Source organism: Pararhodobacter sp., assembly GCF_034676545.1.
Lineage (GTDB): Bacteria > Pseudomonadota > Alphaproteobacteria > Rhodobacterales > Rhodobacteraceae > Pararhodobacter.
In genome coordinates this window covers 23,256-40,229 of record NZ_JAUCBZ010000011.1, presented here as the reverse complement: position 1 = coordinate 40,229, position 16,974 = coordinate 23,256, and the positions used below count along the sequence as shown (strand labels likewise).

Here is a 16,974-nt window from a genome sequence, read left to right as displayed (position 1 = left end):
GTTTCCCGATGGACAGCACCACGCATGCCCTGCCCGCGACACCCAAGCAGATCGCCTATGCGCGCTCGCTCGCCCTGCGCAACCAGACGCTCCTTCCGTGGGAAGTTCAGCAGGACCGCCGGTCGCTCAGCGCCTGGATCGAGGCGCAGGCCCAGTTGAAGCCGGTGTCGGACATGGACCGGCTGCCTACGTCAAAGCAGGTGGCCTTCGCGGAGAAACTCGCTCGGATCAAACGGCGCGCCGTCCCGGACGAATGCTTCCGCGACAAGGGGCTGATGTCGAAGTGGATCGACGGGAACAGATGACCACTACGAGTCGTCGGCTTGCTTGATACCGTAAAGACCAGCAGGGAAGTCTTTCCGTCGACGAAAAGCAGCACGCAACGCCTCGGTCGGTGAAGCCGGGGAATCCAAAGCATCAAAGAACGCCTGATAGTCGCGTGGCTTCAAGTTAGTGATGTCGTGGTTGTTGCTGTCAGGTGCTTTCATTTCTCAAGCCATCCAAGGGCGCCCACAATCTGACCGGTCAACCAACAGCCGTAATCGAGTAGTGCGGTGTCCCATCCCACACAAGATCCCAAGACGCGCCCGGCCGCACGTTCTGGATCGCGTGAGGCTCGAAGCAGACGAGGCAATTCCCGCCCGGTGCAGGAGCACGGACCGAAGGGTAGATCAGACCGCGGGATCCCGCTCGACGCAGATGTTGGGCGAGGCTCTGGCCCTCGGGATATCCGACAGCCGGATCGGGATGCAGCGCGGGATGGCCCACCTCGTCGGTCATGTCGTCGAAGACACCGATGAAATCCGCCAGCAATTCCACATAGCGGGCGCTGTCGTGGAAGCTCCCAGCAAAGCCGAGTTCGCGCGTGCGGTGCCAAGCCACTTCGCTGACGGACACCATCACGTCCCATGCGCAATACCACGCGCCGCGCTCCTCGGTGTTGAAGCGGTTTCCGCCAGCGCGGGTATAGGTGAAGGCCGCGTTGACATGACTGTCGCCATAGATGCGCAAATCGCGGCTGCGGCGCTGCCAGGCCAGCTCGCGCGGGTCCAGATGCGGGTTACGCCCGCGCTCGGCCAGAAGACGGCCGCTGGTCAGGCCCTCGATTTGAGCCAGAATCTCCATCTCGTCATCGGTATCGACGAGACCGCGCAAAGATGGCGGCTTATGGTAAGTGGCGGGCAGGAGACGGACGAGACCACGATCGGAAACCTCGGTCTGCTTCATGCCCCACCACGCAACGCATCAAGATAGGTCCGCACGGCGAGGATCTGCGGCAAGCCCCCGTCGATGGCGGTGTCAACCGGACGGCTGCCCCCGAACAGCGGGCCGGTGTTCGGTCGGGTAAACCAGCTTCGCGCAAGCGGCTCGGAGAAATAGAGTTCGAGCGATTTGTAGATGCCGATCACCGCACTGAGCCGCAGAAGCTGATCCTTGGTCAGTTCTCCCGCAAAGTCCGGCTTCTTGGCGCGCTTCCATGTGCTCTCCGACATGTCGGCAAGGCCTGCCGCTTCCTTGAGGCTGAGACCCCAGGCATCAGCCACGCGCGCGTAGGCCTTCAACGCGACGGCGTTGACCTTTGCGGGTTCCCGGATTTTCTCAGCAACGTACATGGCGTCCTCCATTGGCCTGAATATAGATCATATGGCCTCCGTGTAAAGATCAAATGAACCTAACGCGCTCTCACCCGAAGCGGCGCCCTCCTTCGGTGAAGGTGTACTCGTTCACGACGATCCCCTCCTCGATGGCCTCGTCCGAGGTCAGGTGGTCGTATTCAGCCTGAAGCTGGCGGTAGAGCCAGCGGGCCAGATCACGCAGCGCCTCGGTCACGATCTCCTCGGCGTCTTCGGTCGGCGGCTGCCAGGTCGGGCTGTCCCGCGTGACGTCCACCGACATCGTGTACTCGTGGTAGTAGCGCCCGCGATGGCTGACCTCGGCGGCAAGCTGGTAGAAGTTGCGGCGCTGGATGGCCTGCAGCCGGTCAGCGATGCCGTGCAGCGTCGCGTCCGTGGGCGCGTAGTCCCGGATGCGCGTGGCCCCGCCCTTGGCGTGGGACCAGTAGCTTTCAAAGCAAGCGCCGTCGCCCTGGCTGCAGAACCCGGAGAACCAGATACAGAGCTTGGGCCGCGTCCCGCCGCCCATCAGGCGGACGGGGGTGGTCTTCAGCCGGATGCCGAGGATTTCGCAGACCCGCTCGAAATCCTCGTAGACCGCGTCCCACCAATCGTCGTGGGGGCCAAGCTCGCGATACCAGCTGCGGGCCTTTTCCTTGGCGGCATCTGAAAGTTCTGGGAACTGGTAGACGGTGGTGCAGATGAGCTCAGGCATCGATGTCCTCCCCGTTGAGAGCCGCGGCCAGCCATTCGTGACTGCTGGTCCAGCCGAAGGATTTCCGCGCACCGAGATCGATGACATGCGCGCCGCCGCCGAAGGCGTCGAGGCGCGGCCGGGAGCAGGTCAGGGCGTACTGGAACCCCCAGAGGCCGGCGAGGTCGATCTCTTCCGCAAGGCGCAACACGAAGCGGATGACGGCTTCGACATCGCCGTGGTCGTCGTCATGGATCCAGATGGCGCTGCCCTCGGGCGCGTCCTGGAGCACGAGATCAAAGCCTGCGACCTCCGGGTCGTCTGCGTCCTGATCTGCGGCGCGAAGTTCCTGGAACAGCGCGAGCGCGCGGGCAGCCTTGTCGGGGGTGCCGACATCGAGCAGGCACGAGAAATGGGTGAAGTAATCCGCCATGGGGACCTCCTGAATGGGAAAGACCCGGCCGAGAGGCCGGGCACTCGATTGGGATGAAGGGGTGGTCGGGGGCGATTAGCCTGTGGAACTGTCGCCCGCCGCCTGTCGCGCGGCATGGGCGCAGAGCATCTGCCGATAGAAGCGCTTGCGCGCGGCCCGGAAGCCGCGAACGGCGCGCGTGTCGGGGTGCAGCGCCCGGACCGCTGCCCGAAGGACGGCGAAGGGCGAAGCCGTCGCTGGCACGCCGAGGCGCTGATAGGCTGGATCGGTCATCTCAGGTGACCTCGACCACGGGCGAGGCGAGATGCGGATCGACCAGCGCCTCGATCCGCGCCGACCGGCCCATCCAGGGCTCGGGCCGGATGGCCTTCACCCAGTCGGCAAAGCTCGGGATGAAGCCGAGGTCCTCCTTGACATGCTGCTCACCGACCCAGCGGGTCGGGATGATGCGCCCGGTCGAGAGTGTGAGGGTGCGACCGAAGATCGTCTCGGCCATGAAGATGCCCTCGGCATGGTGGCGCAAGGCCCGGTGCCGAAAGTCCGCTGTGATCTCCTTGCTCTGGTCGATTATGTGGACAGCACGCCCGCGGCGGCGTTTTGCCATATGCTGGACGGTATGACCCCGGAATCTCTTGAGGCGCTGATGTTCAAACTGACAGGTTCCGTTAGCGGCGGCACAATTCTGGTGACAGATTTGGACGGTAATCCAGTCGAGCCGATCTGTCGATTTGCTGCCTACTTGCTGGCGAAAGCATATTCGCCCAACACCGCCCTCGCCTATGCGCGCGACCTCATTCATCTCTGGACCTTTCTCTCAACACAAGGAATTCATTGGACCTCCTTCTCCCCTGAACTCTCAGCCGCCTTCCTGGGGCACCTTCGGTCGGTGCCAGCCAATCGCAAGCGCCGGGACACTTCGATCAGACTTGTGGTGAGTGAGGGGGCGCCCGTTGCAAAAGGACTGTCGGCCGCCACGATCAATCGCGCCCTTGTGGCGGTCGACGCCTTCTATCGTTGGGCGATTTTCACCGGAGCGTTCAGCGTGGCAAACCCGATCGTGAAGAAACAAGATCAAACATCTTGGCGGGTGAGCGACAGGCACAGGCCGTTTCTGACTGGGATTTTACGGCAGAGGTCTGAGGTCAGAGAATTGCGCCTCAAGACCATGCAGCGGCTTCCAAGACCGATGAATCAGCAACAGGTCGAAGGCCTAATGGCCGCCACGCGCAATCTCCGCGATCGCAGCTTGGTATTGCTGATGCTGAACGGAGGCCTTCGCCCCGGAGAAGTCCTCGGCTTACATCTGGCCGATATCGGCTACGGGCGCCGCCGCATCTTCGTGCGCTGCCGCGATGATCATCCAAAGGGCGCACGATCGAAGTCCCGCGTCGAGCGCGTAGTCGATTTGCATGATGGCGAGACACTGGAAACCCTGAACGCATACGTCATGCACGAACGACCAAGTGATGCTGACGTTCCTTTCGTGTTCCTGGTCGGCGGCACAGGCGTAAACCGTCAAGAACCGCTGTCCTATTCTGCGCTGGCGCGACTTTTCGCTCGCGCATGTGAGCGCGCCGAGATCCGTGAGCCGTGGATGACCCCGCACGCCCTTCGCCACACCCATGCGACGCGCATGTGGGAGGCAGGGATGCGAGAACTGACATTACAGAAGCGATTGGGTCATGCCTCGCCGGAATCGACCAGAATTTACACAAGGGTATCCGACGCCGTAGTGGTCGCCGAGTATCGACACGCCTTGGGTCTGGACCGTCCTTCGCAAACAACGGACAGAGAGGCTCTGTGACCCATGTATCGCCAAAATCGGACGTCGACCGCCCTGTCATATTTGAGCACGCAGACGAAGCTGACTATGCGGCATTTCTGGCGCGCATCCCGATGGCTGACAGTTTTCGCCGCAAGCGGCTGATATACCGATCCACGTTTATTGAGAGTTGGCCGGATATCAGGGATTGGTTCGCTGCCCCCCTGCCCATCAGAATTGGCTGCCTAAATGGTGACAAGCAGGCCCACCCGACTTATCCGGTCAGCTTTCGGGCCCGCAGCTATCTTTATTACGCAGCCATGACCGACCGAATCCGGTTGGACTACGATTTCCTGTTCGCAGTCGGGAACATGCGTGTGGCGGAGACGATGGAGCCATTGAACGCCTATGAGGGGCTCGACGCATTGGTCGCGGACAGTGCGAAGATTGGCTATTCCGCAACCGGCGTGCAAGCAGCGCTCCGCGTGGTTTTGCCACGCCTTGCGATGAACACGGGTGTTCGCTCTTTCGGCGAACTTCGCCAGCATCACCTCGACGAAATGATCGCAGGTGTCGACGCCTTCGCCGCACGGCATGACACTCATATCTTCCGAAACGAGAAAGAAGACTTCCCGGCAGGCTTTCAGCGCAGCTGGCGGGTCAAAACCCGCATTCTGCAGCTGCTCCTCTTCCAAAACGGGAATGATGTCATCCGGCCTCAGATTATCCAAGACAAACGCAAGCCGATCGCTTCGCCGAGGCCAGACCTCCAGGAATGGGCAAACCGGTGGCTTGAGAGAAAGCGGGTCAGTCTTGCTCGCCCGACGGTAGATCACATGGCCGTTTCGATGAGGCATTTTGTGACTTACTTGTCTACCCGACAGCCCAGCATTTTGAACTTTGCTGATATCAATCCTGAGCTTTTCAACGATTACCTTCGCCACCTTCAGTTCGACATTGCACCACGCACAGGCGCGCCGCTGTCCATAAACGCTCGTCGAGCAAGGGCGGGCACTGTTGCCAAGTTCCTGTCTGATGGCGCGGCATGGGACTGGCCCAATTTTCCAACACGGCCGATTCTTGATCCGAACGATCTGCCGAAGTTGGCACACCGCGTGCCAAGGTTTATTCCAGAGGACCAGCTGTCGCGCCTTATGGCGCAGCTGCCGAGCCTCGAGTGTGAGTTTCAGAAGGCAGCGCTCCTGATCGCCCGCTGGTCTGGCGCTCGGCGGGGAGAGGTGATTCGGCTCCGCTTGGACTGCCTGGATCAGTATCCCGACGGGACCTTCCGACTGCGGATACCCGCTGGAAAGACTATGCGGGAACGCCTGGTGCCTTTGCATGACGACGCCGCAACGGCATTGCACGAAGTCATCCAGCGACGGCTCGAAGCCAACGACCGTCCGATCCGGGATGACAAGACTGGCGACTTGGTCCGCTATGTCTTCTTTCGCCGCAGCGGGCGGATGTCGGCAGACTATTTGCTACAATACCCCCTGAATCAGATGTGCAAACTCGCCGGGCTGGTCGATCAAGATGGAAAGCCGATAGTTACCAGCCATCGGTTTCGGCACACTGTGGGCACGCAACTTGCCGAACGAGGTGCCAAGTTGCACACGATCATGAGCGTCTTGGGGCATCAGACGCCGCACATGTCCATGGTCTACGCACGGATCAGCGACGCCGAAGTGCTGCGCGACTACCGCAGCGTTCTGGGACCCGGCGAAATGATTGCCGGACCGGGCGCAGAAGCGATCCGCGCAGGAAAGCTGTCATGCGCGGCGATCGACTGGCTTAAGTCGAACTTCATCAAGACCGAGCTCGAACTTGGCCATTGTCTACGCCTGCCGTCGGAGGGACCTTGCGAATGCGACCTGTATCTCAGCTGCGCCAAGTTCGTCACGACCAAAGCTTACGCTGGTCGGCTGCAAGAGCGGAGAAAACTCGAGTTAGTACTTGCTGAAGATGCGCGCGAGCGGGGATGGTCTAAAGAGGTCGAACGACATCAGAGCACAGCTTCGCGCATCGAACGTCTGTTGAAGGATCTGGGTGAAGAAGCCGACCCATAGCAGTGAGCGAACGACAAATAAGCTATGTTGACATCGGATTGCGTCGGCCAAACCGCGCGCTATAGCAAACTCATACCAGATGTCATGATCTTCGCACGGAAGCCCAGACCATCGCTACCCAGAAAGCTGTCCGAAACGTCATCGCGCCGACAGTGCGCGCCTCGAAGGCATCCCCCACAAAAACCCGCCAGCCGAACACGGCAAACACCGTTGCGTTCGCGATCAGGATGGTCAGCGCGACGGGCAACGCAAGCCGATGCCCGATCATCAGAAGCCGGCCGCCAATGACATAGGCGAAGCCTGCGAGGAAGTTGAACCACAAGACAAAGGCCACGACGGCCCCCATGTCGACCAAGCCGAACAGGGCCGATCCACCCGATATCAGCGTCAACAACCCAAAGGCTATGGCCGCTACACCGGCGATGTGATGCGTTTTCATGTCTGCATCTCCTTGCGGGCAAACAGAACCAGTTGCACCTCCAGCAGGCGCATCCCCTCGGGCACGATGTCAAAGCTGCGCGAGCCAAGGCTCCACCGGATGGCAATGCCCTGAACAAGCGAGGTCAGAAGCACGGCGGCATCCTTTGGCTGAACGCCCGCACCCATCATCCCGGCTTGGGCCATGGCATGCAGGTTTGCCACCAGATGCGCCTGATACTGCATCAGAACCCCACGAAACCGGTCGCGCAGGGCGGCATTGTCCACGTTCAATTCGCGGGAATGCAAAATGGCCGGAAGCGCGGGGGTTTCCCCGATTTGCTGCAACTGCGCAGCAATCAGCGCCCGGAGCCTTGACTGCGGGCTTTCGTTGCTGTCGACGGCCTGCTTCCAGGCAGTTTCCAGCCGATCTGCGATGGCCTCCCCGACGGCGGTCCAGAGTTCGGCCTTTGTCGGGAAATGCCGAAAGATCGCGGCTTGGGTCACGCCAACCTCTTGCGCGACGTCATTGGTGGTCAGCCGGTCGGGGCCGATACGGTCGGCCAAGTCCAGAACGGCCGCGATGATTTCCGTCTTGCGATCTTCGGCTGATTTGCGACGCAACATGGGACACCTATTGTAAGTAGGTAATCACTAACATATTTTGCAAAGCAAGCAAGCTGATTCGCCAGAGCGAGAGGACCGCCATGCCCAGCCCCAAAGGATACACCCGCCTTCAGATCGCGCTTCACTGGGGCGCGGCCCTGCTGATCGTGCAGCAATACCTGTTCAAGGATGCCATTGCCGCCGCGTGGGACGCTGCGGCAAAGGGGGTGGAAACCGCCTTTAATCCGCTGGTTCTGGCCCATGTCGCAGGCGGGGCGCTGGTCATGCTGTTTGCGCTGTGGCGGCTGTCGATCCGGGCGCGGCGCGGCGCGCCTGCCATGGTCGGTGACAGTGCCGCGCAGCGCGCCTTGGCAAAGGCCGCCCATGTCGGCCTTTACGCGCTGATGATCCTGATGCCGCTCAGCGGGTCGATGGCCTGGTTCGGCGGGGTCGATCTGGCGGCACAGGGCCATAACGTGCTGAAGATCGTGCTGCTGGCGCTGGTGGCGCTGCATGTTTTGGGTGCGCTCTATCATCAGTTTGTGCTGAAAGACGGCCTGATCAACCGCATGCGCCGGGCCGAGGGCTGAGCGATGCGCAGAACCTGGATCCTTGGCGCGGTTGCACTGGTTGGGCTGGCGGCGGCGGGCTGGTTTCTGACCGAACGGCCCCTGACTGTGACGGTTGTCGTCGCTGAAACCGGGGTGCCCTTGCGCCTTTACGGTCTAGGTTCCGTCGAGGCCCGGATCCTGTCGCGCGTCGGGTTCGAAGTTGGCGCGGCATTGGTGTCGGTGTCGGCAGATGCAGGGGATGCGGTCAAGGCCGGACAGGAACTGGCCGCCTTGCATCCGGCTGAGCAGATAGCGCGCGTTGCGCGGGCGCAAGCAGCGGTTGCGGCAAATGCCGCCGGTCAGGCCAAGGCCGATGCCGCAGTGGCGCGGGCGCAGGCAGTTCTGGCACAGCGCATTGCCGCGAACGATCGACAGAAGGAACTTGCGCGGCAGGACGTCGCCTCTATCCAGCGAGCCGAGGAGGCACAGCGCGACGAGGATGTGGCGCGGGCCGAACTGGCCTTGGCCGAAGCCGATCTGGCCGTGATCCGCGCGCAGGGCGCAGATGCGGCGGCCGCCTTGCAACTGGAACAAACCTTGCTCGCCCATCACCGGCTGGTCGCACCCTATGATGCGGTTGTCGTGGCTCGCCACGTCGAGCCGGGCACGGTGGTCAAGGCCGGTGATCCAATCTTCACCCTGATTGATCCGGCAACGATTTGGGTTCAGGCCTTTATCGACGAAGAACGCGCCGGCCAACTGGCGCTTGGACAAGAGGGTGTCATCCGCCTGCGGTCACAGCCTGCGGCAGAGTTCCACGGCACCGTCGCCCGGATCGGGCTGGAAAGTGACCGCGTTAACGAAGAGCGCCGCGTCTGGCTGACCTGTTCCGACTGCCCCGAAGCGATGTTCCTTGGCGAACAGGCCGAAGTACGCATCCTGACCGGCATACGCGACAACGCGCTGATGGTGCCCGAGGTGGCGATCACCGGCTTTGACGGCTTTCGCGGCATAGTCTGGCTGGTGCAGGATGGTCGGCTACGCCGCGCCGAGCTGACCTTTGGCGCACGCGACGACCGGGGCCGGGTCGAGGTGACAGGCGGCCTGCCCGAGGGCGCCGCGATTGTCGCCATGCCGCCGAAAGGTGCCGACGAAGGCAGACTGGCCCGGATCGGGGACGCGCCATAAATCTGGCGCTGAAAGACATCCGGCATGGCCTGTTCCGCTTTGTGCTGACCTGTTTCGGGTTGGGCCTGCTGATGACGGTCGTTCTGGCGATGATCGGCATCTACAATGGCCTTGTGGCCGATGCGTTGGCGGTGGTCGAGGCCCCCGCGGCGGACGTCTGGGTGGTCGAGGCGGGCACCAAGGGGCCTTTTGCCGAAGCCTCGTCCATTCCCGCCGACAGCCGCGACACCGTGGCCCGCATGCCCGGCGTGGCCGAAGCCGGGGCCATCAATTACCAGACCATCGAGGCCCCCTTCCTTGACCGCGCCTTGCGGCTTTATATCATCGGCTATGAAACCGGACGTCCGGGTGGCCCGCAGATCATCGCCGAAGGGCGCGGCATCGGCACCAGCCATTTCGAACTGGTGGCCGACCGCAAGACTGGCCTTGTGCTGGGTGATACCATCCGCCTTGGCCGCAACCGCTTTACCGTGGTCGGGCTCGTCGAAGGGGCGATGAACTCGGGCGGCGATCCGGCGGTTTACATGACGCTTGCCGATGCGATGGCGCTGCAAACGGAACTTGCTCCGGCAGATCAACGGGTGCAGGCCGCGCGCGGGGCGGGGGCGGTCAAGTCGGCCTCGGTCGCGGCAGTGATCGTGCGCGTGACGCCCGGCGCGGATGTCGATCTGCTGACCGCAACCTTGCGGCAATGGAAGCATCTGGCTGCCCTAAGCCAGACCGAACAGGAAAACATCCTGCTGGCCTCGGTTGTGGACAAGGCGCGCCGTCAGATCGGGCTGTTTCTGGGAATCCTCCTGGCGGTGTCGGCCGTGGTGATCGCGCTGATCATCTACACCATGACCATGGAAAAGCTGAAGCAGATCGCAACGCTAAAGCTGATCGGCGCCCCAGACCGCACCATCATCGGGCTGATCGTACAGCAATCGCTGATCCTTGGGACCGCAGGTTGGGGCATCGGTCTGGTTCTGATCCTGCTTGTCAAGGATGTCTTTCCGCGCCGCGTGGTGCTGGAACCGTTTAACGTGGCCGTTCTGGCCGGGATCATCGTCGTGGTCTGTCTGGCCGCCAGCGGTCTGGGCGTGCGCGCGGCCCTGAAGGTGGACCCCGCCACCGCGCTGGGAGGCTGAGCCATGGCCATCGGTGATATTCTGGTCGATGTGCAAGCCGTGGCCAAGCACTATGGCGAAGGCGAGACCCGCGTCGATGCCCTCCGCCAAGTTGACCTGCAGGTGCGTGCAGGTGAGGTGATCGCACTCCTGGGGCCGTCAGGGTCTGGCAAGACGACGCTTCTGAACATCATCGGCTGCATCCTTGACCCATCCTCGGGTCGGGTGGTGCTGGATGGTGATCCGGTCTTTGACGGCAAATGGCTGCGCAGCGATCTGCGTCGTCTGCGGCTGGACAAGATTGGCTTCATCTTTCAGGCGCACAACCTGCTGCCCTTCCTGACGGCGGCAGAAAATGTATCCCTCGTCCTCGACCTTGCCGGTTGGGCGCCCGAAAAGGGAAAGGAGCGGGCAAAAGAGCTTCTCGATTATCTCGAGGTCGGCCACCGCGCCCCGGTTAAGCCCGCGCTGTTATCAGGGGGCGAGGCGCAACGCGTGGCTATCGCACGCGCGCTGGCCAACCGCCCGCGGATCATCCTTGCGGACGAGCCGACCGCGGCATTGGACAGCAAACGCGCACAACTGGTCATGGACCTGCTGCGAAAGCTTGCCGCCGAGCAGGAAGCCTGCATCCTGACGGTCACCCATGACGAGAAAATCTTCGACCGCTTCGATCGGCTTATCCATCTGCGCGACGGAAAATTGGCAGATGAGTAGTGCCTAAGGACAGTCAAGCATAAACAGATAAATCGGAGATGCGCGACAATCGCGATAGACCACAGGGACCTCCCCGCCGTCCGCACCGCCAGCGCTTTGATCCGCGCAGTGCGGACGGCGGGGTCCCTCCTATGGACTATCGCTACCCTTGGCGCCAAAAAAATCCTTGCCTGTCCAGGTAACATCTAACCAGGCATGCACGGCGATGAAGTCATCAACCGTGCCGCCCCATTTCTTCACGGAGGACAGGGCGTGGTGATAGGGATGTGCCATCGCCGCCTCCTCAGAAATCGTGGGTGTGGAGTTCGGACAAGGTGTACCGCTCGTTGAACTCGAGGTGGATGCATCGGGCCGCGCCGTCGAAGCAGAACTCGCCCCAAGCGCCGTCGTTGTTCTCCCAACCGCCATGGGTGTCGGAGAGGAAATCGTAGGCCAGCTGCTCGACAACATCCTCCAGTGACAGGTTGCGCATCTCGACCTCGGGGTCGTCCCAGGTCAGCGCGGCATAGGCGATCTCGGTCGCGGGGAAATCGACGGCATTCTCACCGGACCATGCGCCGATGCTTTCGATCTGGCCGCTGTCCCCGGCCCCGTCGAAGGTCACGGTGACATGGGTGATGCCGGCGGCCGTGAGGCCGTCGAAGAGGCGATCCTTGTTGCCGGGGCGCAGCGCTTCGATCCGAGCGGCACGCTCGGCATGGGCCGCGAAGATCTGCGCCATGTCGACGGTCGAGGGCGCCATCGGGGGCGCGAGGGTGGGTTCACTCAGGGTCATCGGGTGTCTCCGGTAAGGGGAAGGGATCGGAGCCGGGCCGGGCGATCTCTCTCCCCCGGACAAGCTCCAAATCCCCCCTGCCCTTCTCTGTCTCTCGGGCCTCACGCAGCGACCTGCAGTAACCTGGCGGCGAAGGCGCGCCAGAGCGGGTCGACGAGCCGCCCATCCAGAAGATCGGCGCGGTGGCGCAGCCGCTGCGCAAGATCGGGTTCACCCCAGGTTGCCGCGCGGCCCGCCTGCGCGCGCAGCTGGCTCGCCTCGGTCACCACGCCCCGCGCTTCTGTGGCGCTCATCACCGGGTGACACCACGCGACGGCGCAGTCGCTGGCGGCCCCGGCCAGCACAAGGCGCTCGTCGCGGTCGAAGATTGCTAGCAGCTGGGGCGCGGTGTTCGTGGCCATCCCCTCGGCATGGTCGATCGCGCCCAGCATGGCATCGGCCAGCGTCGCGAATCGGGCGAGCACTAGGGGCGCGGCCCGGCCCGACATCAGATCGGCCGGCGCGCGGCGCGACAGGGTCAGCGCGAACGGATGACTGAGATCGGAGTTTCCAGACGGACAACCTGGCGGGACACCCCGCGCGCCGGTGGTCGGCAGGATGGGCAAGGGCAAGTCGAGCATGGGGGAAACCTCCGACGGCGCAGGGAGCCTCTCTCCCCGCCCTATCCGTCAAAGACCAAACCGCCGCCCTCTTCCTCGAAGGAGCGACAGAAGCTGCTCAACTTGCCGACGGCAAATCACTCCATCGGACACGCAGGTATCGACCTTGCCGCTTAGGCAAATCCTTTCGGTCAATCATTCGACCTGATACCTGGAAATCCTCGTTGATCTTGACCACGAGCAACTTGTTGAAGTTCCCTGCGGTATCGACCACCACGACATCCTTCGTCTTGAAGGGGGTAATCGTTTTCACTTCGACGTGGTCATTGCCAAGTCTTCCGTCAGCGCCTTGCGCGTAGGTTTTGTTCAGCTTGATGCCATACGTGATGGCGCCGAAAAGTTCACCGACATCGCCGTAGACGGCGAGATGAAGACCCGTCTCCCTGTGATAGCTTTCCGCAAGCGATATCAGATCTTCAAAGTAGGGTATCATTGATCGGATGGCGTTGGGGTATTTTGCTCCCCACTCTTTGTAGCGCAGCTGCTCGTCAATTTCTGACCAAGTAACCCATTCGCCATCATCGTAGAACGCGCGATCAGACCAATCGATATCATCCATACTTTTCGCCCAACTTAAATCACTGCAGGCAAGTAGCAATCCAGTTTGGCAATAAAGTGGCCGGAGGCAACAGAGCCTCCGGCACAGGGTCAGCCGACCCGGTCGAGTAGCTTCTTGGCGCGCCCTTCCATGTCGAGCCGGGCATCCTGCTGGGTCTTGTCGCGCGCAAGCCGCGTGATGCCCTGCACGAAGTCGAAGATGCTCTCGGGCGGGCGGCCCTCTTCCATCAGCACCTTCTCGATGATCTTGCCCGACTCCGCCTTCGAGATGCCGCGCTTGCGCAGGAAGTCATCCCGGTCCTCATCCGTGCGCGCCACGATCTGCTGCCGCGCGGCCTTGATTCCGTTCACGAAACCCTGCGGCGAGGAATTGCCGAAGCGCGTCAGCGCCGGGGCCGCCTCATGTGCGAAGCGCGACGCGGCGTATTTCGAGTGGCGGATCTTGATCTCCTGGAAATCCTCGACGCCCCAGAGGTTGCGGTTCTGGCACACCGCCCGAAGGTAGAAGCTCGCCATGCCGAGCGTCTTGGCGCCCACCTCGGAGTTCCAGCAATAGAAGCCCCGGAAGTAGAGATCAGGGGAACCGTCCGGCAACCGGCCCGCCTCGATCGGGTTGTGATCGTCGACGAGAAACAGGAAGACGTCGCGGTCCGAGGCATAGAGCGTGGTCGTGTCGCGGCTGATTTCGACATCGGGGTTGTAGACCCCGGTCGACCAGTCGAGCACCCCCGGCACCTTCCAGCGCGTGTCGCCGGTGCCATTGCCCGCGATCCGTTGCACCGCCTCGACCAGTTCATGGTCATGGATGCGGCCGTAGTCCGGCCCGGTCACAGCGCGCAATTCAGTGCGGCCATCCTCGGTCTCGAAAGTCTTCACCTGCTCGGCGCGGTGGTTGGTCAGGCCATACTGCAGGTTGATCCCCGCCAGCGGCGCGGGCAACTGCCGCAGGTAGGAGGCCGGAGCGCCGACGATGCTGGCAAGCTGGCCGAACGCCCAATGCGTGGGCGCAACAGGTTCATGCGCTTTCGGCAGCATCAGATGCAACCGCTCGGGGTTATCGCGCGCGGCCTCGACCCGGATATCCGCCGTCTGCACCACTCGGCTGCGGCTGCGGTCGGACCGACCTTTCACATTGGCCCAGAGATCGTCGAGCGACAGATACCGCTCATCATCGGGCCGGTTGAACCATTCGGACGACACTCGCCCGTTCCGCTCACCCCGGCTCACATCCACTTTCCAGCCACCCGCCCGCGCCGGTGCGACTGGATCCAGAACTTCTACAACGCCCATCGGCTATCTCCCGCGACGGGCGCCAGGAGCCACTCTCCCAGCCCTCAACCCGTCGCCGGGAAATCGACACTCCTCTTACTCTGGCTGATGTGAAGGGCGGGAAGCGGACCTTCGCCGCGCTTGGGTCGAACGTCGCGGAAGGGCCGTCTCTGCTGGGCAGACCCCACTCGCTTGGGGGGCAGCAAGCTGTGCCGCCGCAACTCTGCTTCGAGCCCTTTCGAGCCCTTCGTGTCGGTTTTGGGCTTCATGTTGCATGACGGGCATCCAAGTGGGTGCCTGCCAATGTCCGCGGCGCTTAGCGCGCACGGCAGGCTTGGGGGGGGGGTGACACGAATTGGATGCTTACTCAGCGCTCTGGCCGGTCAGCCAACGCGAGAACGTGCTCATCGCTGATGTGGCGGGCCGGTCGGACGGCCAGGCGAGATAGTAACGTCCGACAGAAACTGTGACGCCGAAAGGCTGTGCCAAGCGGCCCTGCGCGATGTAGCTCTCGAACATGGAGATCGGCAGCAGGGCGACGCCGGCGCCTGAGGTTGCCAGCTCTGCCAAAGCCACCGAGCTGTCAAAGACCGGCCCGGTGACAGGCGGGCAAGGCACGCCTGCGGCCTCAAACCAGCCCGGCCATTCGGCGCTTCGGTAGCTGCGCAGAAGCGTTACTTGCCCGAGGTCCGAGGGATGCAGCAGCCGTGACGCGAGGCCCGGCGCGCAGAGCGGCGCCATCGGCGCCTCTGCCAGTGGGATCGCATCGTGTCCTGTCCAGCCTCCAGTGCCGAAACGGATCGCCATGTCGAGCCCCTCGCGCAGGATCTCCACCCGGTTGTTGTTGGTCGAGATCCTCAGGTCGATCTGGGGATGGGCCTGTCGGAACGCCTCGAGCCGCGGCATCAGCCAGCACATCGCGAAGGTCGTGTTGACGCCAACCTTTAGCACCTCGATGTCGCGCCGCCCGCCGAGACGGTCGAGCACCCGCGACATCGCGTCGAACCCATGCTCAAGCACGGGAAAGAGCAGGCGTCCCTCGTCGGTCGGGATCAGCCCCTGGGAGGTCCTCAGGAACAGCGCTGTGCCCAGCAGGTCCTCGAGCCGCGCGACCTGGTGGCTGACGGCAGCCTGGGTGACGCGCAGCTCGATCGCGGCCTTGGTAAAGCTGCCCTGGCGCATGGCGACCTCGAATACGCGCAGGGCATTGAGCGGCAGGTCGGGGCGATCCATGGCAGTACCTCAGCTAATGGCAGGCCATAAGATTTGTCGTTTGATGGCTGCGATCAAGCCGAAATATACAGTCCGCATGACATCATGTGATGTCGCATCCCAGGCGCCACTGGCGCAGATCCTGAAAGGAATGGTCCCATGCGGTTCACCGCTACCGTCCTGTCGCGTGTCGCGACAGGGCTCGCTCTCGGCCTGTCCATGGCCACGGCCTCCCTCGCCGAAACGCCTGTCGAGGCGCTCTCCGAAACCGTCGCCCGGATCGAGGAACAGCTCGGCGCCCGCGTCGGCCTCTCGCTCATGGAGACCGGCACGGGTTGGTCCTGGTCTCACCGCGAGGACGAGCTTTTCCTCATGAACAGCACGGTCAAGGTGCCGGTCTGCGGCGCCATCCTCGCGCGTTGGGACGCGGGCAGGCTGTCGCTCTCCGATGCGCTGCCGGTGCGCAAGGCCGACCTCGTGCCCTACGCGCCCGTCACGGAGACGCGGGTCGGCGGCAACATGACCCTCGACGAGCTCTGCCTCGCGGCGATCGACATGAGCGACAATGTGGCGGCGAACATCCTGATCGGGCATCTCGGGGGGCCGGAGGCGGTGACGCAGTTCTTCCGCAGCGTCGGCGACCCGACGAGCCGTCTCGACCGCATCGAGCCCAAGCTGAACGACTTCGCTTCTGGAGACGAGCGGGACACCACGAGCCCGGCCGCCATGTCCGAGACGCTGCGAGCGCTGCTGCTGGGCGACGTGCTGTCTCCGGAGGCCCGCGGGAAGCTGGCGGAGTGGATGCGCCACGGCGGCGTGACCGGCGCATTGCTGCGCGCCGAGGCCGAGGACGCCTGGCTGATCCTCGACAAGTCGGGCAGCGGAAGCCACACGCGCAACCTCGTCGCGGTGATCCAGCCTGAAGGCGGAGCGCCCTGGATCGCGACCATGTTCATCTCGGATACGGACGCGGAGTTCGAGGTTCGCAACGAGGCGCTCAAAGATCTGGGTAGGGCGGTGGTCGCGGTTGTTCGCGAATAGCCTATCCCAGGCGCGGCTTCCGCTCTGAGAAAGGATGTACTTTGGGCTGCGGAGCAGTGAGACATCATGCCATTGCGCAGCCGATGGTGCCGGTGGGGTGCCCTGCAATACCTGGTCGACTGGAGCCGCTCTAGCACCGTCCCTAAAGTCCCGCACCGCGGACCTCGGGATCTTGGATCTTGCTGCGCAGTGGCATGAAGGTCCGGTATGGGGAAGCTGCGCTGCAGCAACGGTGATCTTGGCCAAGGTCCGCAATGGGCCGAAAACGACGGAACCCGGCGGGTTTCCCCGCCGGGCCCCT

Annotated in this window: 21 protein-coding genes and 2 pseudogenes; 8 read left to right on the top strand and 15 right to left on the bottom strand. The window is 63.0% G+C overall.

The window, feature by feature from the left end; translation table 11 throughout:
- The first annotated feature begins 8 nt into the window (after positions 1-8).
- Positions 9-305 (top strand): hypothetical protein, encoded by a 297-nt coding sequence (locus VDQ28_RS01895; RefSeq protein WP_323034363.1) that lies wholly within the window; start codon positions 9-11, stop codon positions 303-305.
- Between the two features lie 3 nt (positions 306-308).
- On the opposite strand, the gene VDQ28_RS01890 is transcribed toward VDQ28_RS01895, so the two are convergent.
- The 7 genes and pseudogenes from VDQ28_RS01890 to VDQ28_RS01860 all read right to left on the bottom strand — a co-directional run.
- Positions 309-488: a DUF1778 domain-containing protein gene (locus VDQ28_RS01890; protein WP_323034362.1), complete on the bottom strand. Its 180-nt coding sequence runs from the start codon at positions 486-488 to the stop codon at positions 309-311.
- A gap of 37 nt (positions 489-525) precedes the next feature.
- Positions 526-1,227: an RES family NAD+ phosphorylase gene (locus tag VDQ28_RS01885; protein ID WP_323034361.1), complete on the bottom strand. Its 702-nt coding sequence runs from the start codon at positions 1,225-1,227 to the stop codon at positions 526-528.
- Positions 1,224-1,625 carry an MbcA/ParS/Xre antitoxin family protein gene (locus VDQ28_RS01880; protein ID WP_323034360.1) on the bottom strand — a complete coding sequence of 134 codons (402 nt, stop codon included), beginning with the start codon at positions 1,623-1,625 and terminating at the stop codon, positions 1,224-1,226. Before VDQ28_RS01880 ends, VDQ28_RS01885 begins: the two co-directional genes overlap by 4 nt.
- A gap of 58 nt (positions 1,626-1,683) precedes the next feature.
- Positions 1,684-2,328: an antitoxin of toxin-antitoxin stability system gene (locus VDQ28_RS01875; protein ID WP_323034359.1), complete on the bottom strand. Its 645-nt coding sequence runs from the start codon at positions 2,326-2,328 to the stop codon at positions 1,684-1,686.
- Positions 2,321-2,740 carry a hypothetical protein gene (locus tag VDQ28_RS01870; RefSeq protein WP_028030772.1) on the bottom strand — a complete coding sequence of 140 codons (420 nt, stop codon included), beginning with the start codon at positions 2,738-2,740 and terminating at the stop codon, positions 2,321-2,323. The genes VDQ28_RS01875 and VDQ28_RS01870 overlap by 8 nt, the downstream gene beginning before the upstream one ends.
- Positions 2,741-2,815: 75 nt before the next feature.
- Positions 2,816-3,013, bottom strand: coding sequence for a hypothetical protein (locus VDQ28_RS01865; RefSeq protein WP_035714343.1), 198 nt, complete (start codon positions 3,011-3,013; stop codon positions 2,816-2,818).
- A 1-nt stretch (position 3,014) separates the two neighbouring features.
- Positions 3,015-3,320: pseudogene (locus tag VDQ28_RS01860) on the bottom strand (DUF6915 family protein); the annotation flags it as partial.
- On the opposite strand from VDQ28_RS01860, the gene VDQ28_RS01855 reads away from it, so the two are divergent.
- Together VDQ28_RS01855 and VDQ28_RS01850 are read left to right on the top strand one after the other, a co-directional pair.
- On the top strand, positions 3,252-4,544 hold the full coding sequence (locus VDQ28_RS01855) for a tyrosine-type recombinase/integrase (protein ID WP_323034358.1): 1,293 nt from the start codon (positions 3,252-3,254) through the stop codon (positions 4,542-4,544). The pseudogene VDQ28_RS01860 and the gene VDQ28_RS01855 overlap by 69 nt on opposite strands.
- The gene (locus VDQ28_RS01850) at positions 4,541-6,571 is read left to right on the top strand and encodes a tyrosine-type recombinase/integrase (RefSeq protein WP_323034357.1); all 2,031 of its coding nucleotides are present in this window, start codon (positions 4,541-4,543) and stop codon (positions 6,569-6,571) included. The genes VDQ28_RS01855 and VDQ28_RS01850 overlap by 4 nt, the downstream gene beginning before the upstream one ends.
- A gap of 82 nt (positions 6,572-6,653) precedes the next feature.
- Here VDQ28_RS01850 and VDQ28_RS01845 read toward each other — a convergent pair whose 3' ends face one another.
- Positions 6,654-7,010, bottom strand: a complete 357-nt coding sequence (locus tag VDQ28_RS01845; RefSeq protein ID WP_323034356.1) for a hypothetical protein — start codon at positions 7,008-7,010, stop codon at positions 6,654-6,656.
- Positions 7,007-7,615, bottom strand: a complete 609-nt coding sequence (locus tag VDQ28_RS01840; RefSeq protein WP_028030777.1) for a TetR/AcrR family transcriptional regulator — start codon at positions 7,613-7,615, stop codon at positions 7,007-7,009. Before VDQ28_RS01840 ends, VDQ28_RS01845 begins: the two co-directional genes overlap by 4 nt.
- Positions 7,616-7,695: 80 nt before the next feature.
- On the opposite strand from VDQ28_RS01840, the gene VDQ28_RS01835 reads away from it, so the two are divergent.
- The 4 genes from VDQ28_RS01835 to VDQ28_RS01820 are packed head-to-tail and all read left to right on the top strand — an operon-like array spanning position 7,696 to position 11,159.
- Positions 7,696-8,184 (top strand): cytochrome b, encoded by a 489-nt coding sequence (locus VDQ28_RS01835; protein WP_028030778.1) that lies wholly within the window; start codon positions 7,696-7,698, stop codon positions 8,182-8,184.
- Positions 8,185-8,187: 3 nt separating this feature from the next.
- Positions 8,188-9,333 (top strand): efflux RND transporter periplasmic adaptor subunit, encoded by a 1,146-nt coding sequence (locus VDQ28_RS01830; protein WP_028030779.1) that lies wholly within the window; start codon positions 8,188-8,190, stop codon positions 9,331-9,333.
- Between the two features lie 41 nt (positions 9,334-9,374).
- The gene (locus VDQ28_RS01825; protein WP_323034355.1) at positions 9,375-10,463 is read left to right on the top strand and encodes an ABC transporter permease; all 1,089 of its coding nucleotides are present in this window, start codon (positions 9,375-9,377) and stop codon (positions 10,461-10,463) included.
- 3 nt (positions 10,464-10,466) lie between these two features.
- The gene (locus VDQ28_RS01820; RefSeq protein WP_028030781.1) at positions 10,467-11,159 is read left to right on the top strand and encodes an ABC transporter ATP-binding protein; all 693 of its coding nucleotides are present in this window, start codon (positions 10,467-10,469) and stop codon (positions 11,157-11,159) included.
- Positions 11,160-11,342: 183 nt separating this feature from the next.
- On the opposite strand, the pseudogene VDQ28_RS22540 reads toward VDQ28_RS01820, so the two are convergent.
- The 6 genes and pseudogenes from VDQ28_RS22540 to VDQ28_RS01790 all read right to left on the bottom strand — a co-directional run.
- Positions 11,343-11,432 (bottom strand): annotated as a pseudogene (locus VDQ28_RS22540) (DUF6915 family protein); the annotation flags it as partial.
- 10 nt (positions 11,433-11,442) lie between these two features.
- A complete protein-coding gene (locus tag VDQ28_RS01810; protein WP_028030782.1) occupies positions 11,443-11,934 on the bottom strand; it encodes a DUF6878 family protein in 492 nt (163 codons plus the stop codon).
- Positions 11,935-12,035: 101 nt separating this feature from the next.
- Positions 12,036-12,554 carry a hypothetical protein gene (locus VDQ28_RS01805; RefSeq protein ID WP_028030783.1) on the bottom strand — a complete coding sequence of 173 codons (519 nt, stop codon included), beginning with the start codon at positions 12,552-12,554 and terminating at the stop codon, positions 12,036-12,038.
- A 97-nt stretch (positions 12,555-12,651) separates the two neighbouring features.
- Positions 12,652-13,152, bottom strand: coding sequence for a hypothetical protein (locus tag VDQ28_RS01800; protein WP_028030784.1), 501 nt, complete (start codon positions 13,150-13,152; stop codon positions 12,652-12,654).
- 89 nt (positions 13,153-13,241) lie between these two features.
- The gene (locus tag VDQ28_RS01795) at positions 13,242-14,441 is read right to left on the bottom strand and encodes a DUF932 domain-containing protein (RefSeq protein ID WP_323034354.1); all 1,200 of its coding nucleotides are present in this window, start codon (positions 14,439-14,441) and stop codon (positions 13,242-13,244) included.
- A 342-nt stretch (positions 14,442-14,783) separates the two neighbouring features.
- A complete protein-coding gene (locus VDQ28_RS01790) occupies positions 14,784-15,653 on the bottom strand; it encodes a LysR family transcriptional regulator (protein ID WP_035026280.1) in 870 nt (289 codons plus the stop codon).
- A 138-nt stretch (positions 15,654-15,791) separates the two neighbouring features.
- On the opposite strand from VDQ28_RS01790, the gene blaRCP reads away from it, so the two are divergent.
- Positions 15,792-16,673, top strand: coding sequence for an RCP family class A beta-lactamase (gene blaRCP, locus VDQ28_RS01785; RefSeq protein ID WP_028030786.1), 882 nt, complete (start codon positions 15,792-15,794; stop codon positions 16,671-16,673).
- Positions 16,674-16,974: the final 301 nt, after the last annotated feature.

Coding starts and splice junctions, on each gene's coding strand:
- VDQ28_RS01895 (WP_323034363.1), top strand. CDS start 9: ATGGACAGCACCACGCATGCCCTGCCCGCGACACCCAAGCAGATCGCC.
- VDQ28_RS01890 (WP_323034362.1), bottom strand. CDS start 488: ATGAAAGCACCTGACAGCAACAACCACGACATCACTAACTTGAAGCCA.
- VDQ28_RS01885 (WP_323034361.1), bottom strand. CDS start 1,227: ATGAAGCAGACCGAGGTTTCCGATCGTGGTCTCGTCCGTCTCCTGCCC.
- VDQ28_RS01880 (WP_323034360.1), bottom strand. CDS start 1,625: ATGGAGGACGCCATGTACGTTGCTGAGAAAATCCGGGAACCCGCAAAG.
- VDQ28_RS01875 (WP_323034359.1), bottom strand. CDS start 2,328: ATGCCTGAGCTCATCTGCACCACCGTCTACCAGTTCCCAGAACTTTCA.
- VDQ28_RS01870 (WP_028030772.1), bottom strand. CDS start 2,740: ATGGCGGATTACTTCACCCATTTCTCGTGCCTGCTCGATGTCGGCACC.
- VDQ28_RS01865 (WP_035714343.1), bottom strand. CDS start 3,013: ATGACCGATCCAGCCTATCAGCGCCTCGGCGTGCCAGCGACGGCTTCG.
- VDQ28_RS01855 (WP_323034358.1), top strand. CDS start 3,252: ATGGTGGCGCAAGGCCCGGTGCCGAAAGTCCGCTGTGATCTCCTTGCT.
- VDQ28_RS01845 (WP_323034356.1), bottom strand. CDS start 7,010: ATGAAAACGCATCACATCGCCGGTGTAGCGGCCATAGCCTTTGGGTTG.
- VDQ28_RS01840 (WP_028030777.1), bottom strand. CDS start 7,615: ATGTTGCGTCGCAAATCAGCCGAAGATCGCAAGACGGAAATCATCGCG.
- VDQ28_RS01835 (WP_028030778.1), top strand. CDS start 7,696: ATGCCCAGCCCCAAAGGATACACCCGCCTTCAGATCGCGCTTCACTGG.
- VDQ28_RS01830 (WP_028030779.1), top strand. CDS start 8,188: ATGCGCAGAACCTGGATCCTTGGCGCGGTTGCACTGGTTGGGCTGGCG.
- VDQ28_RS01820 (WP_028030781.1), top strand. CDS start 10,467: ATGGCCATCGGTGATATTCTGGTCGATGTGCAAGCCGTGGCCAAGCAC.
- VDQ28_RS01810 (WP_028030782.1), bottom strand. CDS start 11,934: ATGACCCTGAGTGAACCCACCCTCGCGCCCCCGATGGCGCCCTCGACC.
- VDQ28_RS01805 (WP_028030783.1), bottom strand. CDS start 12,554: ATGCTCGACTTGCCCTTGCCCATCCTGCCGACCACCGGCGCGCGGGGT.
- VDQ28_RS01800 (WP_028030784.1), bottom strand. CDS start 13,152: ATGGATGATATCGATTGGTCTGATCGCGCGTTCTACGATGATGGCGAA.
- VDQ28_RS01795 (WP_323034354.1), bottom strand. CDS start 14,441: ATGGGCGTTGTAGAAGTTCTGGATCCAGTCGCACCGGCGCGGGCGGGT.
- VDQ28_RS01790 (WP_035026280.1), bottom strand. CDS start 15,653: ATGGATCGCCCCGACCTGCCGCTCAATGCCCTGCGCGTATTCGAGGTC.
- blaRCP (WP_028030786.1), top strand. CDS start 15,792: ATGCGGTTCACCGCTACCGTCCTGTCGCGTGTCGCGACAGGGCTCGCT.